At 61.2% G+C, this 15,611-nt stretch carries 18 protein-coding genes; 7 read left to right on the forward strand and 11 right to left on the reverse strand.

Annotated elements, in window-relative coordinates:
- Positions 1 to 78: 78 nt before the first annotated feature.
- From EFB14_RS22155 to EFB14_RS22180, 6 genes are all read right to left on the reverse strand, one after another.
- The gene (locus tag EFB14_RS22155) at positions 79 to 1,356 is read right to left on the reverse strand and encodes a CpaE/TadZ family protein (RefSeq protein ID WP_125846631.1); all 1,278 of its coding nucleotides are present in this window, start codon (positions 1,354 to 1,356) and stop codon (positions 79 to 81) included.
- A 14-nt stretch (positions 1,357 to 1,370) separates the two neighbouring features.
- Positions 1,371 to 2,132: a CpaD family pilus assembly protein gene (locus EFB14_RS22160; protein ID WP_125846632.1), complete on the reverse strand. Its 762-nt coding sequence runs from the start codon at positions 2,130 to 2,132 to the stop codon at positions 1,371 to 1,373.
- Positions 2,129 to 3,628, reverse strand: a complete 1,500-nt coding sequence (locus EFB14_RS22165; protein ID WP_125846633.1) for a type II and III secretion system protein family protein — start codon at positions 3,626 to 3,628, stop codon at positions 2,129 to 2,131. The genes EFB14_RS22160 and EFB14_RS22165 overlap by 4 nt, the downstream gene beginning before the upstream one ends.
- Positions 3,629 to 3,640: 12 nt before the next feature.
- Complete coding sequence (cpaB, locus tag EFB14_RS22170) at positions 3,641 to 4,456, reverse strand: Flp pilus assembly protein CpaB (RefSeq protein WP_125846634.1); 816 nt, start codon at positions 4,454 to 4,456, stop codon at positions 3,641 to 3,643.
- Positions 4,457 to 4,566: 110 nt separating this feature from the next.
- Positions 4,567 to 5,079, reverse strand: a complete 513-nt coding sequence (locus EFB14_RS22175; protein ID WP_126828899.1) for an A24 family peptidase — start codon at positions 5,077 to 5,079, stop codon at positions 4,567 to 4,569.
- Between the two features lie 114 nt (positions 5,080 to 5,193).
- Positions 5,194 to 5,382, reverse strand: a complete 189-nt coding sequence (locus EFB14_RS22180) for a Flp family type IVb pilin (protein WP_008525217.1) — start codon at positions 5,380 to 5,382, stop codon at positions 5,194 to 5,196.
- Positions 5,383 to 5,774: 392 nt separating this feature from the next.
- On the opposite strand from EFB14_RS22180, the gene EFB14_RS22185 reads away from it, so the two are divergent.
- The 7 genes from EFB14_RS22185 to EFB14_RS22215 all read left to right on the forward strand — a co-directional run bounded on the left by EFB14_RS22185 (position 5,775) and on the right by EFB14_RS22215 (position 11,239).
- On the forward strand, positions 5,775 to 6,182 hold the full coding sequence (locus EFB14_RS22185; RefSeq protein WP_125846636.1) for a pilus assembly protein N-terminal domain-containing protein: 408 nt from the start codon (positions 5,775 to 5,777) through the stop codon (positions 6,180 to 6,182).
- A 116-nt stretch (positions 6,183 to 6,298) separates the two neighbouring features.
- Positions 6,299 to 6,934 carry a TadE/TadG family type IV pilus assembly protein gene (locus EFB14_RS22190; protein ID WP_126828900.1) on the forward strand — a complete coding sequence of 212 codons (636 nt, stop codon included), beginning with the start codon at positions 6,299 to 6,301 and terminating at the stop codon, positions 6,932 to 6,934.
- A complete protein-coding gene (locus EFB14_RS22195; protein ID WP_126828901.1) occupies positions 6,934 to 7,515 on the forward strand; it encodes a TadE/TadG family type IV pilus assembly protein in 582 nt (193 codons plus the stop codon). Before EFB14_RS22190 ends, EFB14_RS22195 begins: the two co-directional genes overlap by 1 nt.
- 111 nt (positions 7,516 to 7,626) lie before the next feature.
- Positions 7,627 to 8,847, forward strand: a complete 1,221-nt coding sequence (locus tag EFB14_RS22200; RefSeq protein WP_126828902.1) for a phosphopentomutase — start codon at positions 7,627 to 7,629, stop codon at positions 8,845 to 8,847.
- The gene (locus EFB14_RS22205; RefSeq protein WP_126828903.1) at positions 8,844 to 9,812 is read left to right on the forward strand and encodes an adenosine deaminase; all 969 of its coding nucleotides are present in this window, start codon (positions 8,844 to 8,846) and stop codon (positions 9,810 to 9,812) included. Before EFB14_RS22200 ends, EFB14_RS22205 begins: the two co-directional genes overlap by 4 nt.
- A gap of 103 nt (positions 9,813 to 9,915) precedes the next feature.
- On the forward strand, positions 9,916 to 10,545 hold the full coding sequence (gene upp / locus EFB14_RS22210) for a uracil phosphoribosyltransferase (RefSeq protein WP_125846771.1): 630 nt from the start codon (positions 9,916 to 9,918) through the stop codon (positions 10,543 to 10,545).
- A gap of 124 nt (positions 10,546 to 10,669) precedes the next feature.
- Positions 10,670 to 11,239, forward strand: coding sequence for a TIGR02281 family clan AA aspartic protease (locus tag EFB14_RS22215; protein WP_125846641.1), 570 nt, complete (start codon positions 10,670 to 10,672; stop codon positions 11,237 to 11,239).
- Between the two features lie 6 nt (positions 11,240 to 11,245).
- Here EFB14_RS22215 and deoA read toward each other — a convergent pair whose 3' ends face one another.
- The 5 genes from deoA to EFB14_RS22240 form a co-directional block, all read right to left on the reverse strand.
- Positions 11,246 to 12,553, reverse strand: a complete 1,308-nt coding sequence (deoA, locus tag EFB14_RS22220; RefSeq protein ID WP_126828904.1) for a thymidine phosphorylase — start codon at positions 12,551 to 12,553, stop codon at positions 11,246 to 11,248.
- Position 12,554: 1 nt separating this feature from the next.
- Positions 12,555 to 13,331 carry a deoxyribose-phosphate aldolase gene (deoC, locus tag EFB14_RS22225; RefSeq protein ID WP_126828905.1) on the reverse strand — a complete coding sequence of 259 codons (777 nt, stop codon included), beginning with the start codon at positions 13,329 to 13,331 and terminating at the stop codon, positions 12,555 to 12,557.
- 114 nt (positions 13,332 to 13,445) lie between these two features.
- Positions 13,446 to 14,246, reverse strand: a complete 801-nt coding sequence (locus EFB14_RS22230) for a purine-nucleoside phosphorylase (protein WP_126828906.1) — start codon at positions 14,244 to 14,246, stop codon at positions 13,446 to 13,448.
- Positions 14,243 to 14,632: a cytidine deaminase gene (locus EFB14_RS22235; RefSeq protein ID WP_003589240.1), complete on the reverse strand. Its 390-nt coding sequence runs from the start codon at positions 14,630 to 14,632 to the stop codon at positions 14,243 to 14,245. The genes EFB14_RS22230 and EFB14_RS22235 overlap by 4 nt, the downstream gene beginning before the upstream one ends.
- Positions 14,633 to 14,634: 2 nt before the next feature.
- Positions 14,635 to 15,606: an ABC transporter permease gene (locus EFB14_RS22240; protein ID WP_125846645.1), complete on the reverse strand. Its 972-nt coding sequence runs from the start codon at positions 15,604 to 15,606 to the stop codon at positions 14,635 to 14,637.
- Between the last annotated feature and the right edge of the window lie 5 nt (positions 15,607 to 15,611).

Raw genomic sequence — 15,611 nt, forward strand, 5'->3', positions numbered from 1 at the left:
CAATCTGCTCTATCTTTTTGTTTTCACGCAATTCCGGACGCAAAACCGCTGCACACTTTTGCTGGAATTGCTCATCGTCTACTTACGCTTCAGGAGGCCCAGCAGGCCGCCCTTCTTCGCCTTCCTGATCGCGACACGGCCGGTGACAATGTGCGATATCTGCGAAAAGGTTTCCGCCGTCGGCGACTTCGGATCGACTTCGGAAATCATCCGGCCGCTGTTGGCGGCATTGCCGAAGAGATTGATGTCGAAGGGGATGATCGCGATCGGATCGATCTCCAGCGGTTCGCAGAAATCCGACGGCGAAATCTCTGGACGCTTCGGCATGCCGACCTGATTGAGTATGAGGTGCGGCGGCTTGTCGTTCGGCCGCATCTTGCGCACAGCGTCGAGCATGTTCTTGGCGTTGCGCAGGTTGGCGAGATCGGGAACCGCACACAGAACCACCTCGTCGACGCTCGACAGAACCGAGCGTGTCCATTCCGACCACGCATGCGGGACATCGAGCACAGTGACGGGCGCGCTGCGCTGCAGGACGTCGAGCACCGGCTGGAAGGCCTGGCCGTCGAAGTCATAGGCGCGATCGAGCAGCGAAGGCGCGGCGAGCAGGGAAAGATGCTCCGAGCATTTCGTCAGCAGGCGATCGAGGAAAACCTCATCGAGACGGTCGGGCGCGAAAACCGCCTCAGCGATACCCTGGGCCGGATCCTGGTCGAAATCAATGTTCGCCGTTCCATAAGGCAGATCGAGATCGGCCAGAATCGTCTCGGTGGAGAAGAGATTGGAAATGCCGAAGGCGCAATTGTGAGCGATGGTCGAAGCGCCGGTGCCGCCCTTCGAGCCGATGAAGGCGATGCTGCGGCCAAGCGGCTCGGCGTCCGGATCGACGAATATCGAGGCCATTGCCGTAAGGACATCGGGCATGGCGATGGGCTGAACCATATATTCGGAAATGCCGTTGCGGATGAGCTCGCGATAGAGGCCGATGTCGTTGTAATAACCGACGACGACGACCTTGGTCGTCGGATCGCAGACGGCGGCGAGCGGCGCGAGTTCATTCAGGAGGTTCGCTGCATTCGCCTTGGTCTCAAGGATGATGAGGTTCGGCGTCGGGGCGCTGGCAAACATATTGGCGGCAGCCGCTATGCCGCCGCTGGTAACGCGCATGCTGACCTTCGCCACGCGCCGATCATTGGCGCAGCGTTCCATGACACGCTGCAGAGACTCGCTCTCGCAGAAGGCATGGACGGAGATGCGCGGCAACGGCCGCATGTTTTCCAGATCCGCCATGCGCACCGCCTCCTCGGCGTGGCGAAGCTCGCTGGGATTGTTGATTTCGTATTCGACCGCGCTCATCGTCTCGTTCCGCCTCAGAATCCGCCGCTGCCACCACCGGAGACATCTTCGATATTCGATGTCGTCGTCCGGTATTCCTGGATCGCATTGTTGCGCCGCTGCGCATCGATCGGGGTCATGCCCCGCGGCGCTACCAGATCCTCCGGATTGGCGATCTGGGCGGCAAGGTTGTTTTGCGAGGCGCAGCCGAAATTATAATAGTTCTGGTTGGTCAAATCGTTGGAGATATCCTTCGGCCACTGACCGCATTGCGTGGTGATCGCGGTGGTGCCGGTAAAACTCAGCCGGATCGGCGCCGCATCGCCGGCGCCGGCTGCTGCATAGGACGTGTTGACGATCTTCGAGCTTGCGATGCCCCTCCCCGCCAGTTCGGCGCGAACCTGATTGCGCAACTGATAGGCGGCAGCCGAATTGGGCGATCCTTGCGGCGAAAGAACGTAAACAGGACCCGACGCGCGTGAGATGTAGTTTGCGGCAAAGCCGCGGATGAGGTCGCGCTGGGCGATGGTCAGGCGACGATCGGTCGAGGCGACGGGTATATCCACCGTCTGCTCCGCCTCCGTCACGATGATCGGATGGCGGGCGCGATAGTCGTCCGGGATGCCGCCTGTTGTCAGCTGGTCGTGCGGGCCGGCGCATCCGGCAAGGGCGGCCACCGAAATGACGGCCGTGACAAAAAGCGCCCTGGAGATTCCGGGACGGAGTGTCGTCGCATTCATATGGGCCATCGCCTGATCTCTGTTTTGTGCCATTGCTGCCGATCGCGCCCCGCTCATTTGTAGATGAACCCGATCGAGCCGTGGAACTGCGCGTCGGCGACCGGCGCCTCGCGGCGGCCGTAGACCTTGTTGACACGGTTGAGAAAGAAGGTTGCGCCGTCGTTCTCGGGGCTGAAATTATCGTCCGGACGGTTGAGCTGGTTGCGCGCCACCGGCCGCACCAGATAGGGCGTCGCAATGATGACGAGCTCGGTTTCCTGACGCTCGAAACCCTTCTGGCGGAAGAGCGTACCGAGCAGCGGGATCTTCGAAACACCCGGCGTGCCGCCCATCGTCTGGGAAACGTTATCGCGAATGAGGCCCGCCAGCGCGATCGAACCGCCCGAGGGCAGCTCCACCGAGGTCTCCGCCGAACGGCGCTGATAGGTGGCGTTGCCGGCACCGGCCACCGGTTCGGAGACATTGGTCTTGATCTGCAGGCTGATGCGGCCCGATGACAATACGACCGGCTTGAAGGCGAGGTTGATACCGTAGTTGAACGGCACGACGGTGACGTTGCCGTTATTGTCGGTCGTCGAATAGAGTTGCTGACCGCCGGAATTGAAGGTCGCGGCCTGGCCCGATATCGCCGTCAGCGTCGGCTCGGCGAGCGTCTTGACGACCTTGGCCTGTTCCAGTGCGTTTAGATAGGTCGATATGTCGTATTTGCCGATCGAGCTCTTGAAGAGCGCCGCCAGCCCGCCTCCGACCGTCGATGTAGCGCTGTCGGCGCTCGGAGTGCCGAGCTGGGCGACCGTCATGCCGGAGGAATTGGAGATGAGATTGTCGAAGCCAAGCTGCTTCAGGACCTCGCGGCGGACTTCGGCGATCGTCACCTTGAGGGTGACCTGGTCCTCACCCTGGATCTGCAGGAGGTTGACAACCTGCGAGGTCTGACGGCCTTCGGCAAAGAGTGCCACTGCACTGTCGCCGCCGCTACCGGATGCCGTCTCGGTTCTCGTCGTCGCTTCGCCGCCCTTTAGGAAGACCTGCGCCAAATCGGCTGCCTGCGTGGCATCCTGCGGGGTGCGCACGGTGCCGGTCAGCACGATGTTGTCGGAGACGATTTCGACATTGATATTGGAGTCGGGGATGAAGCGGCGGAGATTGACCTCGAGGCCGGAGACGTCGCGTTCGATCTCGATGTCGAGATTGACGATCTCCTGCCCATCGCCGCCGAAGACGAAGATGTTGGTCTGGCCGACCTTCTTGCCGAACAGGTAGATGCGCCGCGAGGTGCGGGTGACGGCATCGGCCATGGTCGGATCGGATACGAGGATATCATGCGCATCCTCCGGCAGATCGACGACAACGGCCTTGTTGAGCCCGAGCTTCAGGCGGCGGTGGGCATTGGGACCGGTCTGCGAGATGCGGATCAGATTGTCGGAATCAGCACGCGCCTCGCGCGCACCGACGAGCGGCGCGAAAGAGGCCGGCGCAATGCCAGAGGCGCCGGCTGCCAGCGAAAGGCAGCCAGTCAGGAGAAGCCCGGCGCGCCGCGTTGAATTGCTCATTTGCACGTCCTTTTACTCCGCCTTCGGCGTTGCGCCGGCATCCGTGACGATAGCGCCTGACTTGATGACCTGGATGATCGCACTGCCGTTGTCGCCACTCAGAAGATAGTCCGCGGCGCTGGTATCCTGCTCCTGCGCATCGGCGACCGAGCGCAGCGCAAGCGACAACCGGTCGGCCATTTGCTGGGCGACGGCGAGAACCTTGGTTTGATCGGGAGTGAGCTCGAGCGTCGCCGTCGTGCCGACCACCGACTTCGAGCCGTCATCCTTCTCCTGGATCTGCTGGTCAATGGCGAGAACGCGGACATTGCTCAGCACGGTTTCGGTGATGAGTTTGTTGGCTTCGGTGCCCTTGCGGACCATGATGACGTCGACACGGTCGTTCGGCAGGATGAAGCCGCCAGCACCTGTCGCCACCGATATCTCGGTTGCGACGGCGCGCTTGCCGGCCGGCAGCAGCGAGGAGAGGATGCGGCTGTTGGAATCGGCCACCTTCTCCGGCCGGATCGGTTCGCCTTCGAAGATCGGAAGACGCACGACCGCGCCCTGCAGGTCCTTGATCGCATCCGGCTTGTCGGCTTCAGTGATGAAGCCCTGGACGACCCCGCCCTTCGGCCAGGGCATCCATTGCACCGACTTCTCCTCCAGCCTTGCGCCGACCGGCAGGTTGGCGCTCGAGACGAGAATATTGACGGTCGGCTCCTTCTCGATGACCGACTGGACCTGGGTGACGACACCGGGATTGCCCGCCATGCGCATCGCCAGGAGCCCGGCGAGGCCGGCCGCCACCACGGCGACACCTAGAATTATAACGCGGGCCGGTTTCATCGATCATTCCTCAGGGCACGATATGTTCGCCCTGCAGAATGCTCTGCAATTGGTATAATTATGGTTAATGGAACGCTTACATTTTAAGTTAACGGGCAATTAAAATGCCGTTATTTCAGGCCTTCCAGCGCTGCGAGGAAGAGCGGCGAGGACGGAAAGGCCATGAAGCCGCCGATCGCGATGGCGATGCCATAGGGGATCTTCTTGGCGAGCAGGACCGAGTTCGGCACCGGCAGGCCGATCGCGAGAATGGTATCCGACTGCGCTCTCACCAGCAGGATGAGGAGCGTGACGAGACCGCCGATCGCGGCGACATCGGTCATGAGGAAAAGCAGGGATTCGTTCAAACCGAACCAGAGGGCGGTGGCGCTCAACAGTTTGGCGTCTCCGCCGCCCATCACATTAAGGGCAAAGAGCGCGAAGCAGGCGGTAAAGACGATGGCGCCGGCGGCAAGATGCATGCCGACCATCTGCAGGTCAAAGCCTGAGAGCGGCGCGAGAACGAAGAAGGAGACGATGAGGATCAAGGAAATGCGGTTCGGGATCGTCATGGTAAACAGATCCGAGAAGGCCGCCATGGCAAGGCAGAGTGGCAGTATGACGAAGACTGCAGCTGCGATCATGCGTATACCCGATCGTAACGTGATGCGAAAAGGCTCACGGCCGTTCAGCCTGTGAGCCTGCTCGATAGTTCTGCCGAAGCAAATCCGGCCGGCATTATCCGGCCGACGCCTGACTTAGCCGCCACTGGCGGTAACGGCGGTGTTCATCTTGTTGCTCAGGCCGTTGAACGTGTCGCCGATCTTGCCGCCGAGGGTCGTTGCGCCAGCAATGAGCGCTACGGAAATGAGAGCTGCGATCAGGCCGTATTCGATTGCGGTCGCGCCGGATTCGTCCTTCAGAAAACGGCTAAAAAGCTTGGTCATGGTTACTCCTAACTCCAGTTGATGTTCAGCACGTCCGCCAACTGTTTGCCGTTGATCGGATGACTGCAACCTACCGAATGGGCGTTTCCATCGGCTTAAGGAAATGAGTTAACAAGGTGTGAATGGGACAACAGGCCCTTGTAAGGTAAGTATTTTCTTACCCGCTTCCCTCAATGTCGACCGATACTCCGAAGTGGAAGGCTCGGTGAGCGCGACAAGTATCCAGAAATGAAACGCACGCTGTTTCTTCTCATGTCAACTGCTGATTGCGATCGTCTCAAATCGGACCATCGCGGCCCATTGCGGAACATACAGCGGCGACCTTAAGGCTTCGTTCACCATTCTTTTCCATTCTATAGGCATATTGCGCTGTGATCGTGAAAGAGGACCAGATGTCATCGAGCGGCAAAACTATTTTCTTTGCCGGCATGATCGCCGTTTTCGGTGTTTCGGGAATTTCCGCGGCCGCAGACGATGACATGCTGCGCGTCTACATGGATCACGCGCGCGTATTGAAACTCGACCGCCCCGTCAGCAAGGTGATCGTCGGCAATGCCAAGGTCGCCGATGCGACGGTCGCCGACGCCAAGACCATCGTACTAACAGGACGCAGCTTCGGCACCACCAATCTGGTTCTTCTCGATGCCGACGGCAATGCGATTCTCGACGAGCGCATCCTGGTATCGATCGACGAGGGCAATACGGTGCGCGTCTACCGTCAGACCGAGCGCTCCGTGCTGTCCTGCACGCCAAACTGCGAGCAACATGCGCAGCAGGCGACAGCCACCACCTCGCCCTGATCGGCGCAGCGTCAGCTTCTTCGGCCATTCGTTAAAATCGTCGTATCAAGCTGAAACGGAAAATCAACGAACGGTCCCTAGTGTGGCGGCATGAAAATGTCGCTCGGGTCCAGGCAATGACGGTAATTGATCAGAAGACGGATAAGGCGCACTCCCTAGCGTCGTTCCGTTTCTCACGGTTTCGCGCGCTGGCCCGCTCGCGCGACGGTGCTGCCGCGATCGAATTCGCGATGCTCGCCATCCCCTATTTCATGGTGATCTTCGCAATCCTCGAAACCTTCGTCGCCTTCGCCGCCGAGGAACTCGTCTCCAACGCCGTCGATACGATAAGCCGCCGAATGCGAACCGGGCAGATCACCTACAATCTCGGCCGCACGACCGATATGAACCAGACCCAATTTCGCCAGGCCTTCTGCGACGAGATCTCGATCCTGATCAGTTGCTCGGCAACCGAAGTCACCACACCGAGCAAGCTCTACCTCGATGTGCAGACGTTCGCTACGTTCTCGGCGATTCCGACGACGATCCCCAAGGTTTCCACCGACCGATATGCTGATCTCAACACGGCGGCCTTCAAATATACGCCGGGCGGCGCCGGCACCATCAACATGCTGCGCGCCTACTACCGCTGGGAAATCATCACCGATCTGATCCGGCCTTACATCACGACGATACGGCCCTCCGGCAGCTCGATGCCGACGCAATATCTGATCGTCGCGACCACTGCCTTCCAGAACGAGCAGTATCCATAATGACGTTGCGCAACCCGTTCACAAGGCTGGCATTGACAGCACGGCGGCTGGCGCGAGAGCGCAAGGGTGCCGGAGCGATTGAATTCGCGATCCTCTTTCCCGTGCTCATCATGCTCTATATCGGCGCTTTCGAGATCACTATCGGCCTCAGCGTCAGCAAGCGCGTAACGCGCGCTGCAGGGTCAATTGCCGACATCGTCACCCAGCAGCAATCCGTCACCAAGACTGTGCTTGCACAGATGCCTTCGGTCGCAACCTCAATCTTCGTGCCCTACAACTCGACGTCGGTGACGCTGAAGATCACCGGGATCATCGTCGACGCCGGCGCCAATGCGAAAGTGCTCTGGTCATGGGCGCAGGACGGGACGGCGCCTTACGCCAAGAACACCGCCGTGAACAACGTGCCGGCTGATATGAAGACGGCAAACAGCTTCCTTGTGCGCACCGAACTCAGCATTCCCTATGCGATGTTCATGTTCGCGCCGAACTTCATGCCGGACGGCATGCGCACGATCACCATCAGCCGCAGTTATTTTTACCGCCAACGGCAAGGGGACTCGATCCCCTGCGGCGACTGCTGAGGCTCCTTCCACTTCTCCTCGAATTTGCCAAGCCGGCCGCAGCATTATATGCCTGAGGCCGTGCCGCCTTCGATGTTACCGGGGCCGGCGATCGACTGTTTCGGGTGTAAAATGGCACGTGCCTTTCTTTTCGTTCTGGATTCCTTCGGCGTTGGCGGCGCGCCGGATGCTGCCGCCTATGGAGACGAAGGCGCCGATACGCTCGGCCATATCGCCGAATTCTGCGCGGCCGGGGCCGGAGACCGCGCCGGATTGCGCAGTGGGCCGCTTTCCCTGCCGAACATGTCGGAACTCGGGCTGATGCAGATCGCGCGGTCCGCCTCCGGCCAGTTTCCGGCCGGCATGCCTGTCCCGGAAAAAATCTACGGCATTTATGGCGCCGCCACCGAAATCTCCCGCGGCAAGGATACGCCGTCGGGCCATTGGGAGATTGCGGGAACACCTGTCAGTTTCGATTGGGGTTATTTCCCGATAGAGGGCGACGCCTTTCCTGCGGAATTCATTGACGCATTGTGCAAGGAGGCCGGCGTACCCGGCATTCTCGGAAACTGCCATGCATCGGGAACGGAGATCATCGCCCGGCTCGGCGAGGAGCATATCCGCACCGGCATGCCGATCTGCTACACCTCTTCGGATTCGGTCTTCCAGGTCGCGGCGCATGAGCTGCATTTCGGCCTCGACCGTCTGCTCGCCTTCTGCCAGATCGCCCGGAGATTGCTCGATCGCTACAATATCGGCCGTGTCATCGCCCGGCCCTTCATCGGTCAGTCCGCCTCTACCTTCCAGCGCACCGGAAACCGCCGCGACTTCTCCGTGCTGCCGCCGGAGCCGACCCTGCTCGACCGGCTCGTCGAACATGGCCGGCGTGTGCATGCCGTGGGAAAGATCGGCGATATCTTCGCGCATCAGGGCATTTCCAGGGTCATCAAGGCGAACGGCAACGACGCACTGATGGATGCGTCGCTTTCAGCCATCGACGAGGCCGAGGACGGCGATCTCGTCTTCACCAATTTCGTCGACTTCGATATGTCTTTTGGCCATCGCCGAGACGTGCCGGGTTATGCCGCAGCACTCGAAGCCTTCGATGCACGCCTGCCCGAAGTCCACAAGAAGCTTAAGCCCGGCGACCTCGTCGTGCTCACCGCCGACCATGGCTGCGATCCGACCTGGCGCGGCACGGACCATACGCGCGAACGCGTTCCCGTCATCGCCTATGGCCCCGGCATCCGGTCGCGTTCGATCGGCGTACGCCGCAGCTATGCCGATATCGGCGAGAGCATTGCGCGGCATCTCGGCATTCCGGCCGGGCCGCACGGAAGGAGTTTTCTGTGACATCGCATCTGAAGAAGGTCGAACTGCATTGCCATCTGGAAGGTGCGGCGCCGCCTGCGCTGACCGAGGCGCAGGCGCGCAAATACGGCATCGACATCAGTGCTCAGCTTCGCGACGGCGCCTATGTCTGGCATGATTTCGCAAGCTTCCTCGAATGTTACGACAAGGTTTCCGAGGTCTACAAGACCGAGGAGGACTATGCGCTTCTGACCGAAACCTATCTCGATGAACTCGCCGGCATCAATACGATCTACAGCGAGCTCATCGTCTCACCCGATCACGGCAAGCGCATCGGTCTCGGCGCCGACGCCTATATATCAGGTGTCTGCGAAGGCATCCGGCGCGCTAAAGAAAAGAGCGGCATCGAGGCCCGGCTGATCGTCACCGGCGAACGGCATTTCGGCCCGGAAAGTGTGATTGGCGCTGCCGAATATGCAGCAAAGGCCGGCAATCCTCTAATCACCGGCTTCAACCTTGCCGGCGAGGAGCGCATGGGTCGCGTGGCCGATTACGCCCGCGCCTTCGATATCGCCCGCGATGCCGGCCTGGGGATCACCATCCATGCCGGCGAGGTCTGCGGCGCCTTCAGCGTCGCCGATGCACTTGATGCGGTGCGTCCTTCGCGCGTCGGTCATGGCGTGCGCGCCATCGAGGATCTCGATCTGGTAAGGCGGCTTGCCGATCTCGGCACCGTGCTCGAAGTCTGCCCGGGCTCCAATATCGCGCTTGGGGTCTTTCCCGATTTCGCTTCCCATCCGCTGCGCCGGCTGAAAGAGGCCGGCGTTCGCGTGACGATCAGCTCGGACGATCCGCCGTTCTTCCACACGTCGCTCAAGCGGGAATACGAACTTGCCGCCGGGACTTTCGGCTTCGGCGACGCGGAGATCGACGCCATGACGCGCACCGCTGTCGAGGCGGCCTTCGTCGATGATAAGACACGGAAGACCCTGCTCGCCTTGATTTAAAGGCGAGAGGCTGGGGATGATCGGCGCAAATTTGCCGTCACTCTTGCGGTCGGGCCGATTTCCGTGAAAGAAACATTCGATAGAAAGAATGAAAGGCTTCCCCATGGACGGCGTCACGGTCATCGATCATCCGCTTGTACAACACAAGCTCACCATCATGCGGCGCAAGGAGACATCGACGGGAAGTTTCCGGCGCCTGCTGCGCGAAATCTCCACGCTGCTCTGCTACGAGGTGACCCGCGATCTCGAGCTGACGATGTCAACGATCGAGACGCCGCTGCAGACCATGGAGTCGCCGATCCTGGAAGGCAAGAAGCTGGTCTTCGCTTCGATTCTGCGCGCCGGCAACGGGTTGCTCGAAGGCATGCTCGATCTCGTACCATCAGCCCGCGTTTCGCATATCGGCGTCTACCGCGACCACGAAACGTTGCAGCCGGTCGAATATTACTTCAAGGCGCCGGAGGATGTGGCCGAGCGCCTGATCATCGTCGTCGATCCGATGCTTGCAACCGGAAACTCCTCGATTGCGGCAATCGACAAGCTCAAGGAGCGAGGCGCCCACAATATCCGCTTCCTCTGCCTGCTTGCCGCTCCGGAAGGCATCCGCAATTTCCGTGCGGCGCATCCCGATGTCCCCGTCTTCACCGCGGCGATCGACAGCCATCTCAACGAGAAGGGCTACATCATGCCCGGCCTCGGCGATGCCGGCGACCGCATGTACGGCACCAAATAATTTCAGCTTTCTTTACCAAATCGAAAGACTTGAAGGCCCGGAAGTTCGATCCGGGCCCTTTCTCTGCCGCTATTAGCAACTTGTCAGCACTTGCGGCTTAGCAAGCTTGAGCATGAGGCCCTGCATGAAGCGGGGTTTATACAGGAAGGATTTCTGTTTCATGCTCGTGCGTACCGTCATATTCGCCAGCATCGCCGCGGTGCTGGCCACACAGGTGCCTTCATTCCTCGGAGGCGCCAGCCCGCAGCCTGCTGACGCTCTCTCCGCCAATTACGTCTCGACCGACAGCGACAAGCCCGCAGCGGCCGCACCCGTCTATGGCAGCAATACGATCCGCCTGCAGGCGGACGCCCAGGGCCACTACACCGGCAGCTTCAAGATCAACGGCAAGCCGGTGCAGGGCCTGATCGATACCGGCGCCACCTATGTCGCGCTCAACGAGACGCTCGCCCGCCGGCTCGGCTACACGGCCAACCAGCTCGATTTCCGCTACGGGGTGAATACCGCGAACGGTCAGACGAAGGCCGCGCATGTGATGCTCGACCGGGTGGAAATCGGCGGCATCCGCGTGCGGGATGTCGAAGCCTTCGTCCTCAAGGATGAAGCACTGACGACGACGCTTGTTGGTATGAGCTTCCTGCAGAAGCTCGCCTCCTATTCCGTCGCCGATGGCTCGCTCAGCCTCAAGCAGTAATCGGGCTCAGACAAGGCCGGCAATGACGGGTGCCAACTGCGGCTTCTCCTCAGCGATGCGATAATGCGCAGCAAGTGCGGCCGCCGCCCGCTCCGCCGCGGCCTCATCGGCGGCATGAACGAGGGCGATCGGATCGCCTGCATTGACGCGGGAGCCGAGCGGCAGGAGTTCCGAGAAGCCGACGCGGTGGTCGATGCGGTCGGCGGGATGGCGTCTTCCGCCGCCGAGATCGATGACGCCGACACCGATGCCGCGCGCATCGCAGGCGGCAAGCCAGCCGGACCGGGCGGCCGGGACCGGTTTTTCCACAGGCGCTTTGGCAAGATATCGATCGGGGTTTTCGATGAGGTCGGAAGGACCGCCGAGCATAGACACCATGCGTGCGAAGACTTCGGCCGCCTTTCCTGATGACAGGACTTGGCGCGCCATCCTCTCGCCTTCGTCAGACGAAGCGGCAACGCCCGATTTCACCAACATCTCGGCGGCGAAGGCAAGAACGACGGTATCGAGCCGCGTATCCTTTTTCCTGCCCGCCAGGAAATCCAGACAATTGCGCATCTCGACGGCATTGCCGGCGCTGTCGGCGAGTGGCTCGTTCATGTCGGTGATCAGCGCGGAAGTCTTCACGCCTGCGCCATTGGCTACCTCGACCAGCGAACGCGCCAGGATCTCTGCCTGGTCGCGATCAGGCATGAAGGCGCCATTGCCGACCTTGACGTCGAGCACCAGCGTCTGAAGCCCCGCCGCAAGTTTCTTCGAAAGGATGGAGGCAGTGATGAGAGGAATGGAATCGACGGTGGCGGTCACATCGCGCACGGCATAGAGCCTGCCGTCGGCTGGGGCCAGGGCTCCGGTCTGACCGATGATGGCGCATCCCGCCTCCTTCACCACCTTGCGGAAGAGGGCCGCATCCGGGGTGATCGTATAGCCTGGAATGGATTCGAGCTTATCCAGCGTGCCGCCGGTATGGCCGAGGCCGCGCCCCGATATCATCGGAACGGCGAGGCCGCAGGCGGCGACGATCGGCGCCAGCATCAGGGAGACATTGTCACCGACACCTCCGGTCGAATGTTTGTCGGCGATCGGGCGATCAATATCGGCCCATTCCAGCCTGTCGCCGGAGTCGGCCATCGCCAGCGTCAGGGCCACGGTTTCAGCCCGAGACATGCCCTTGAACCAGACGGCCATGGCGAATGCGCCGATCTGGCCTTCCGACAGTCGACCGGCAGCGAGCGCCTCGATGAAAGACACGATATCGGCGGCGGCGAGTTCTTCGCCGTCGCGTTTGCGCCGGATGATCTCCTGAGGGATCATTTCAATAGCTCGACGCCACAGCAGGTGCCGGCTGCGCTCCACTCAGAACCGCCAGGATATCGTCAAGCAAGCCGGAGGCGCCGAAGCGGAAGGTCGAGGGCATCGCCCAGTCCGGCGTCATGATGGTTTCGGCAAGACTCAGATAAAGCGCGGCATCGGCCACCGAGCCGATGCCGCCGGCTGGTTTGAAGCCGACCCTGCGGCCGCTCTCGCGGATCGCACGGATCATGATGTCGGCAGCTTCGAGCGTCGCGTTGACGGCAACCTTGCCGGTGGAGGTCTTGATGAAATCCGCGCCGGCTTCGATGGCAAGTTCGGAGGCACGGCGGATCACTGCAGCATCCTTCAGCTCACCGCTTTCGATGATAACCTTCAGAACGACGGGACCGGTGCATTCGGCGCGCACCGCCTTGACCATGTCGGTCACCGACTTCTCATCGCCGGCAAGCAGCTTGCGATAGGGGATGACCAGATCGATCTCGTCGGCGCCATCGGCGATCGCCTCGCGCGTTTCGGCGGCGACATCGGCCACCTCCATATCGCCGGAGGGGAAGTTGACGACGGTCGCGATGCGTACGGCATGGCCGGTGCCGAGGATATTGCGGGCATAGGCGACGAAGCGCGGCCAAATGCAGATCGCGGCACTGTTGCCGTAGGGCGTCTGCGCACGGGCGCAGAGCACATCGATCTGCGCCTCGGTGCAATCGTCCTTCAAATTGGTAAGATCGAGAAGGGAAAGGGCAACGGCCGCCGTTTCCCGGATGGAATGGCTATTCATCTTCATTTCCTCTAGAGCATGATGCCGAAAAGTGTGAGCGGTTTTCTCATGACATCATGCTCTAACTATATAATTGAGAACAGGATTCAGATTTTAGGCCGACCCGGCCTAAAATCATCCTGTTCTAGCCGCAATCATGTCTTTCAATATGGCGGCGAGACGGGCGCCGCCGATGGGCGCCATGTCCTTGGTTTCCTCATGGCTGAGCTCATTGCCGGTCATGCCTGCCCCATAGTTGGTGATAACGGAGGCGGCTGCAACCCTCAGGCCCAGCATTCTTGCAATGATGACCTCGGGCACCGTCGACATGCCGACGGCGTCGGCGCCAAGGAGGCGCGCCATGCGAATTTCGGCCGGCGTTTCGAAGCTCGGACCGGAGAACCACATGTAGACGCCTTGCGCCAGCTCGATCTTGAGCTTTGCCGCCGCCCTCTGCATCGCCGCGGCGAGGCCGACATCATAGGCATTGGTCATGCCGACGAAGCGATGATCGCTTTCCTCGCCGATCAGCGGGTTCATGCCGGAATAGTTGATATGATCGGTGACCTGCATCACCGAACCGGGCGGCATGTCATCGCGCAGCGATCCCGCGGAATTGGTCAGGATCAGCGCCTCGACGCCGAGCGCCTTCAAGACCTCAATCGGCAGGCGCATGGCGCTGGCATCGCCCTTCTCGTAATAATGCACCCGGCCGGAGAGCATCACCACAGGCACGCCGCCGAGACGGCCGGCGACCACCTCGCCGGCATGGCCGGAGACGGCGCTGACGGGAAAGCCCTGCAGATCCTTGTAAGGGACGCGGACGGCGCCCTCCAACTCTCCGACCAGCGAGCCGAGACCGGAGCCGAGGACGATGCCGTGGCGTGGCTTGATGCCGCCGAGCAATGCGGCGAGCAGGCTGACCGTCGCCTTCATCCGAGTTCCGTCTCGAAGCTGAAGGGAAGAAGCTCTTCCATCGTCATGGTCTTCTGCACGCCCGCCTCGTCGCAGAGGTAGATCTTCGTGTCCTTGGATGCGAATTCGGAGATCTTCTGGCGGCAGCCGCCGCAGGGCGGGCAGAGCGGCAGTTTCTCGGCGATGACAGCCATTTCAACGATCTTCTTGGCCCCGCCCATGATCATGGCGCTGATCGCCGTCGGCTCGGCGCACCACCCTTGCGGAAAGGAGAGGTTCTCGATGTTGGCGCCAGTATAGACCTTGCCGTCCTCGGCGCGGATTGCCGCGCCAACCGGGAATTTCGAATAGGGCGCATGGGCGAAGGCCATCGCGCCGCGGGCGGCTTCGAACAGATCATGGGACATGGTCAACGCTCCTTCGTATAGGGCACGCCGCCGGCCTTCGGCGGGATGGCGACGCCGATGAAGCCGGCAAGCAGGACACAGGTGAGGATATAGGGCAGCGCCTGGAAGACCTGCACCGGAACCTCGCCGATCAGCGGCACCGACTTGCCCTGCATGAAGTTCGCCAGCGCATCGAGGAAGCCGAAGAGCAGGCAGGCGAACATCACAGGCACCGGCTTCCACTTGGCAAAGACAAGAGCGGCGAGCGCGATATAGCCTTTGCCGGCAGACATGTCCTTGATGAAGGCGGCGGATTGGGCGATCGCGAGATAGGTGCCGGCAAAGCCGCAGAGGATGCCGGCGCACATGACGGCGCGATAGCGCAGCCAGGCGACCGAGATGCCTGCCGTATCGACCGCGCCTGGGTTTTCGCCGACGGCGCGAAGTCTGAGGCCGAAGCGGGTGCGGTAGAGCACCCACCAGGAGAAGGGCACGGCAAGGAAAGCGAGATAGGTGAGGATATTGTTGCCCGATATGACGCCGGCATAAAGCGGGCCGATGATCGGCACATCATGGATGGCATCGGCACCCGGCAGGATGATCGGCGCGAAACGCGCATCCGGCGGCAGCTGCGGCGTACGTCCGCCCTGGCCGAACCAGGCCTGGCCGAGCACGATGGTGATGCCGGCGATGAAGAAGTTGATCGCCACACCCGACACGATCTGATTGCCGCGGTTGGTGATCGAGGCAAAGCCGTGGACGAGGCTGAGCGCCACCGAGCAGGCGACGCCGGCGCAGAGCCCCAGCCAGGCCGAATCGGTGAGATAGGCGACACAGGCGGCGGCGAAAGCCGAGCCCAGCATCTTGCCCTCGAGACCGATATCGAAGATGCCGGCGCGTTCCGAAAACAGACCGGCAAGGGCGGTAAAGATCAGCGGGATCGACAGTCGGATGGTCGAGCTCAGGACGCTGATGAAGATTTCATAATAATCCATCGTCC

Origin of the sequence: Rhizobium fabae, assembly GCF_003985135.1 — a bacterium.
Classification (GTDB): Bacteria; Pseudomonadota; Alphaproteobacteria; order Rhizobiales; family Rhizobiaceae; genus Rhizobium; species Rhizobium pisi.

Coding starts and splice junctions, on each gene's coding strand:
- cpaB (WP_125846634.1), bottom strand. CDS start 4,456: ATGAAACCGGCCCGCGTTATAATTCTAGGTGTCGCCGTGGTGGCGGCC.
- upp (WP_125846771.1), top strand. CDS start 9,916: ATGGACGGCGTCACGGTCATCGATCATCCGCTTGTACAACACAAGCTC.
- EFB14_RS22200 (WP_126828902.1), top strand. CDS start 7,627: ATGGCACGTGCCTTTCTTTTCGTTCTGGATTCCTTCGGCGTTGGCGGC.
- EFB14_RS22165 (WP_125846633.1), bottom strand. CDS start 3,628: ATGAGCAATTCAACGCGGCGCGCCGGGCTTCTCCTGACTGGCTGCCTT.
- EFB14_RS22195 (WP_126828901.1), top strand. CDS start 6,934: ATGACGTTGCGCAACCCGTTCACAAGGCTGGCATTGACAGCACGGCGG.
- EFB14_RS22230 (WP_126828906.1), bottom strand. CDS start 14,246: ATGAAGGCGACGGTCAGCCTGCTCGCCGCATTGCTCGGCGGCATCAAG.
- EFB14_RS22235 (WP_003589240.1), bottom strand. CDS start 14,632: ATGTCCCATGATCTGTTCGAAGCCGCCCGCGGCGCGATGGCCTTCGCC.
- EFB14_RS22185 (WP_125846636.1), top strand. CDS start 5,775: ATGTCATCGAGCGGCAAAACTATTTTCTTTGCCGGCATGATCGCCGTT.
- EFB14_RS22180 (WP_008525217.1), bottom strand. CDS start 5,382: ATGACCAAGCTTTTTAGCCGTTTTCTGAAGGACGAATCCGGCGCGACC.
- EFB14_RS22175 (WP_126828899.1), bottom strand. CDS start 5,079: ATGATCGCAGCTGCAGTCTTCGTCATACTGCCACTCTGCCTTGCCATG.
- EFB14_RS22190 (WP_126828900.1), top strand. CDS start 6,299: ATGACGGTAATTGATCAGAAGACGGATAAGGCGCACTCCCTAGCGTCG.
- EFB14_RS22215 (WP_125846641.1), top strand. CDS start 10,670: ATGAAGCGGGGTTTATACAGGAAGGATTTCTGTTTCATGCTCGTGCGT.
- EFB14_RS22240 (WP_125846645.1), bottom strand. CDS start 15,606: ATGGATTATTATGAAATCTTCATCAGCGTCCTGAGCTCGACCATCCGA.
- deoA (WP_126828904.1), bottom strand. CDS start 12,553: ATGATCCCTCAGGAGATCATCCGGCGCAAACGCGACGGCGAAGAACTC.
- deoC (WP_126828905.1), bottom strand. CDS start 13,331: ATGAATAGCCATTCCATCCGGGAAACGGCGGCCGTTGCCCTTTCCCTT.
- EFB14_RS22160 (WP_125846632.1), bottom strand. CDS start 2,132: ATGAGCGGGGCGCGATCGGCAGCAATGGCACAAAACAGAGATCAGGCG.
- EFB14_RS22155 (WP_125846631.1), bottom strand. CDS start 1,356: ATGAGCGCGGTCGAATACGAAATCAACAATCCCAGCGAGCTTCGCCAC.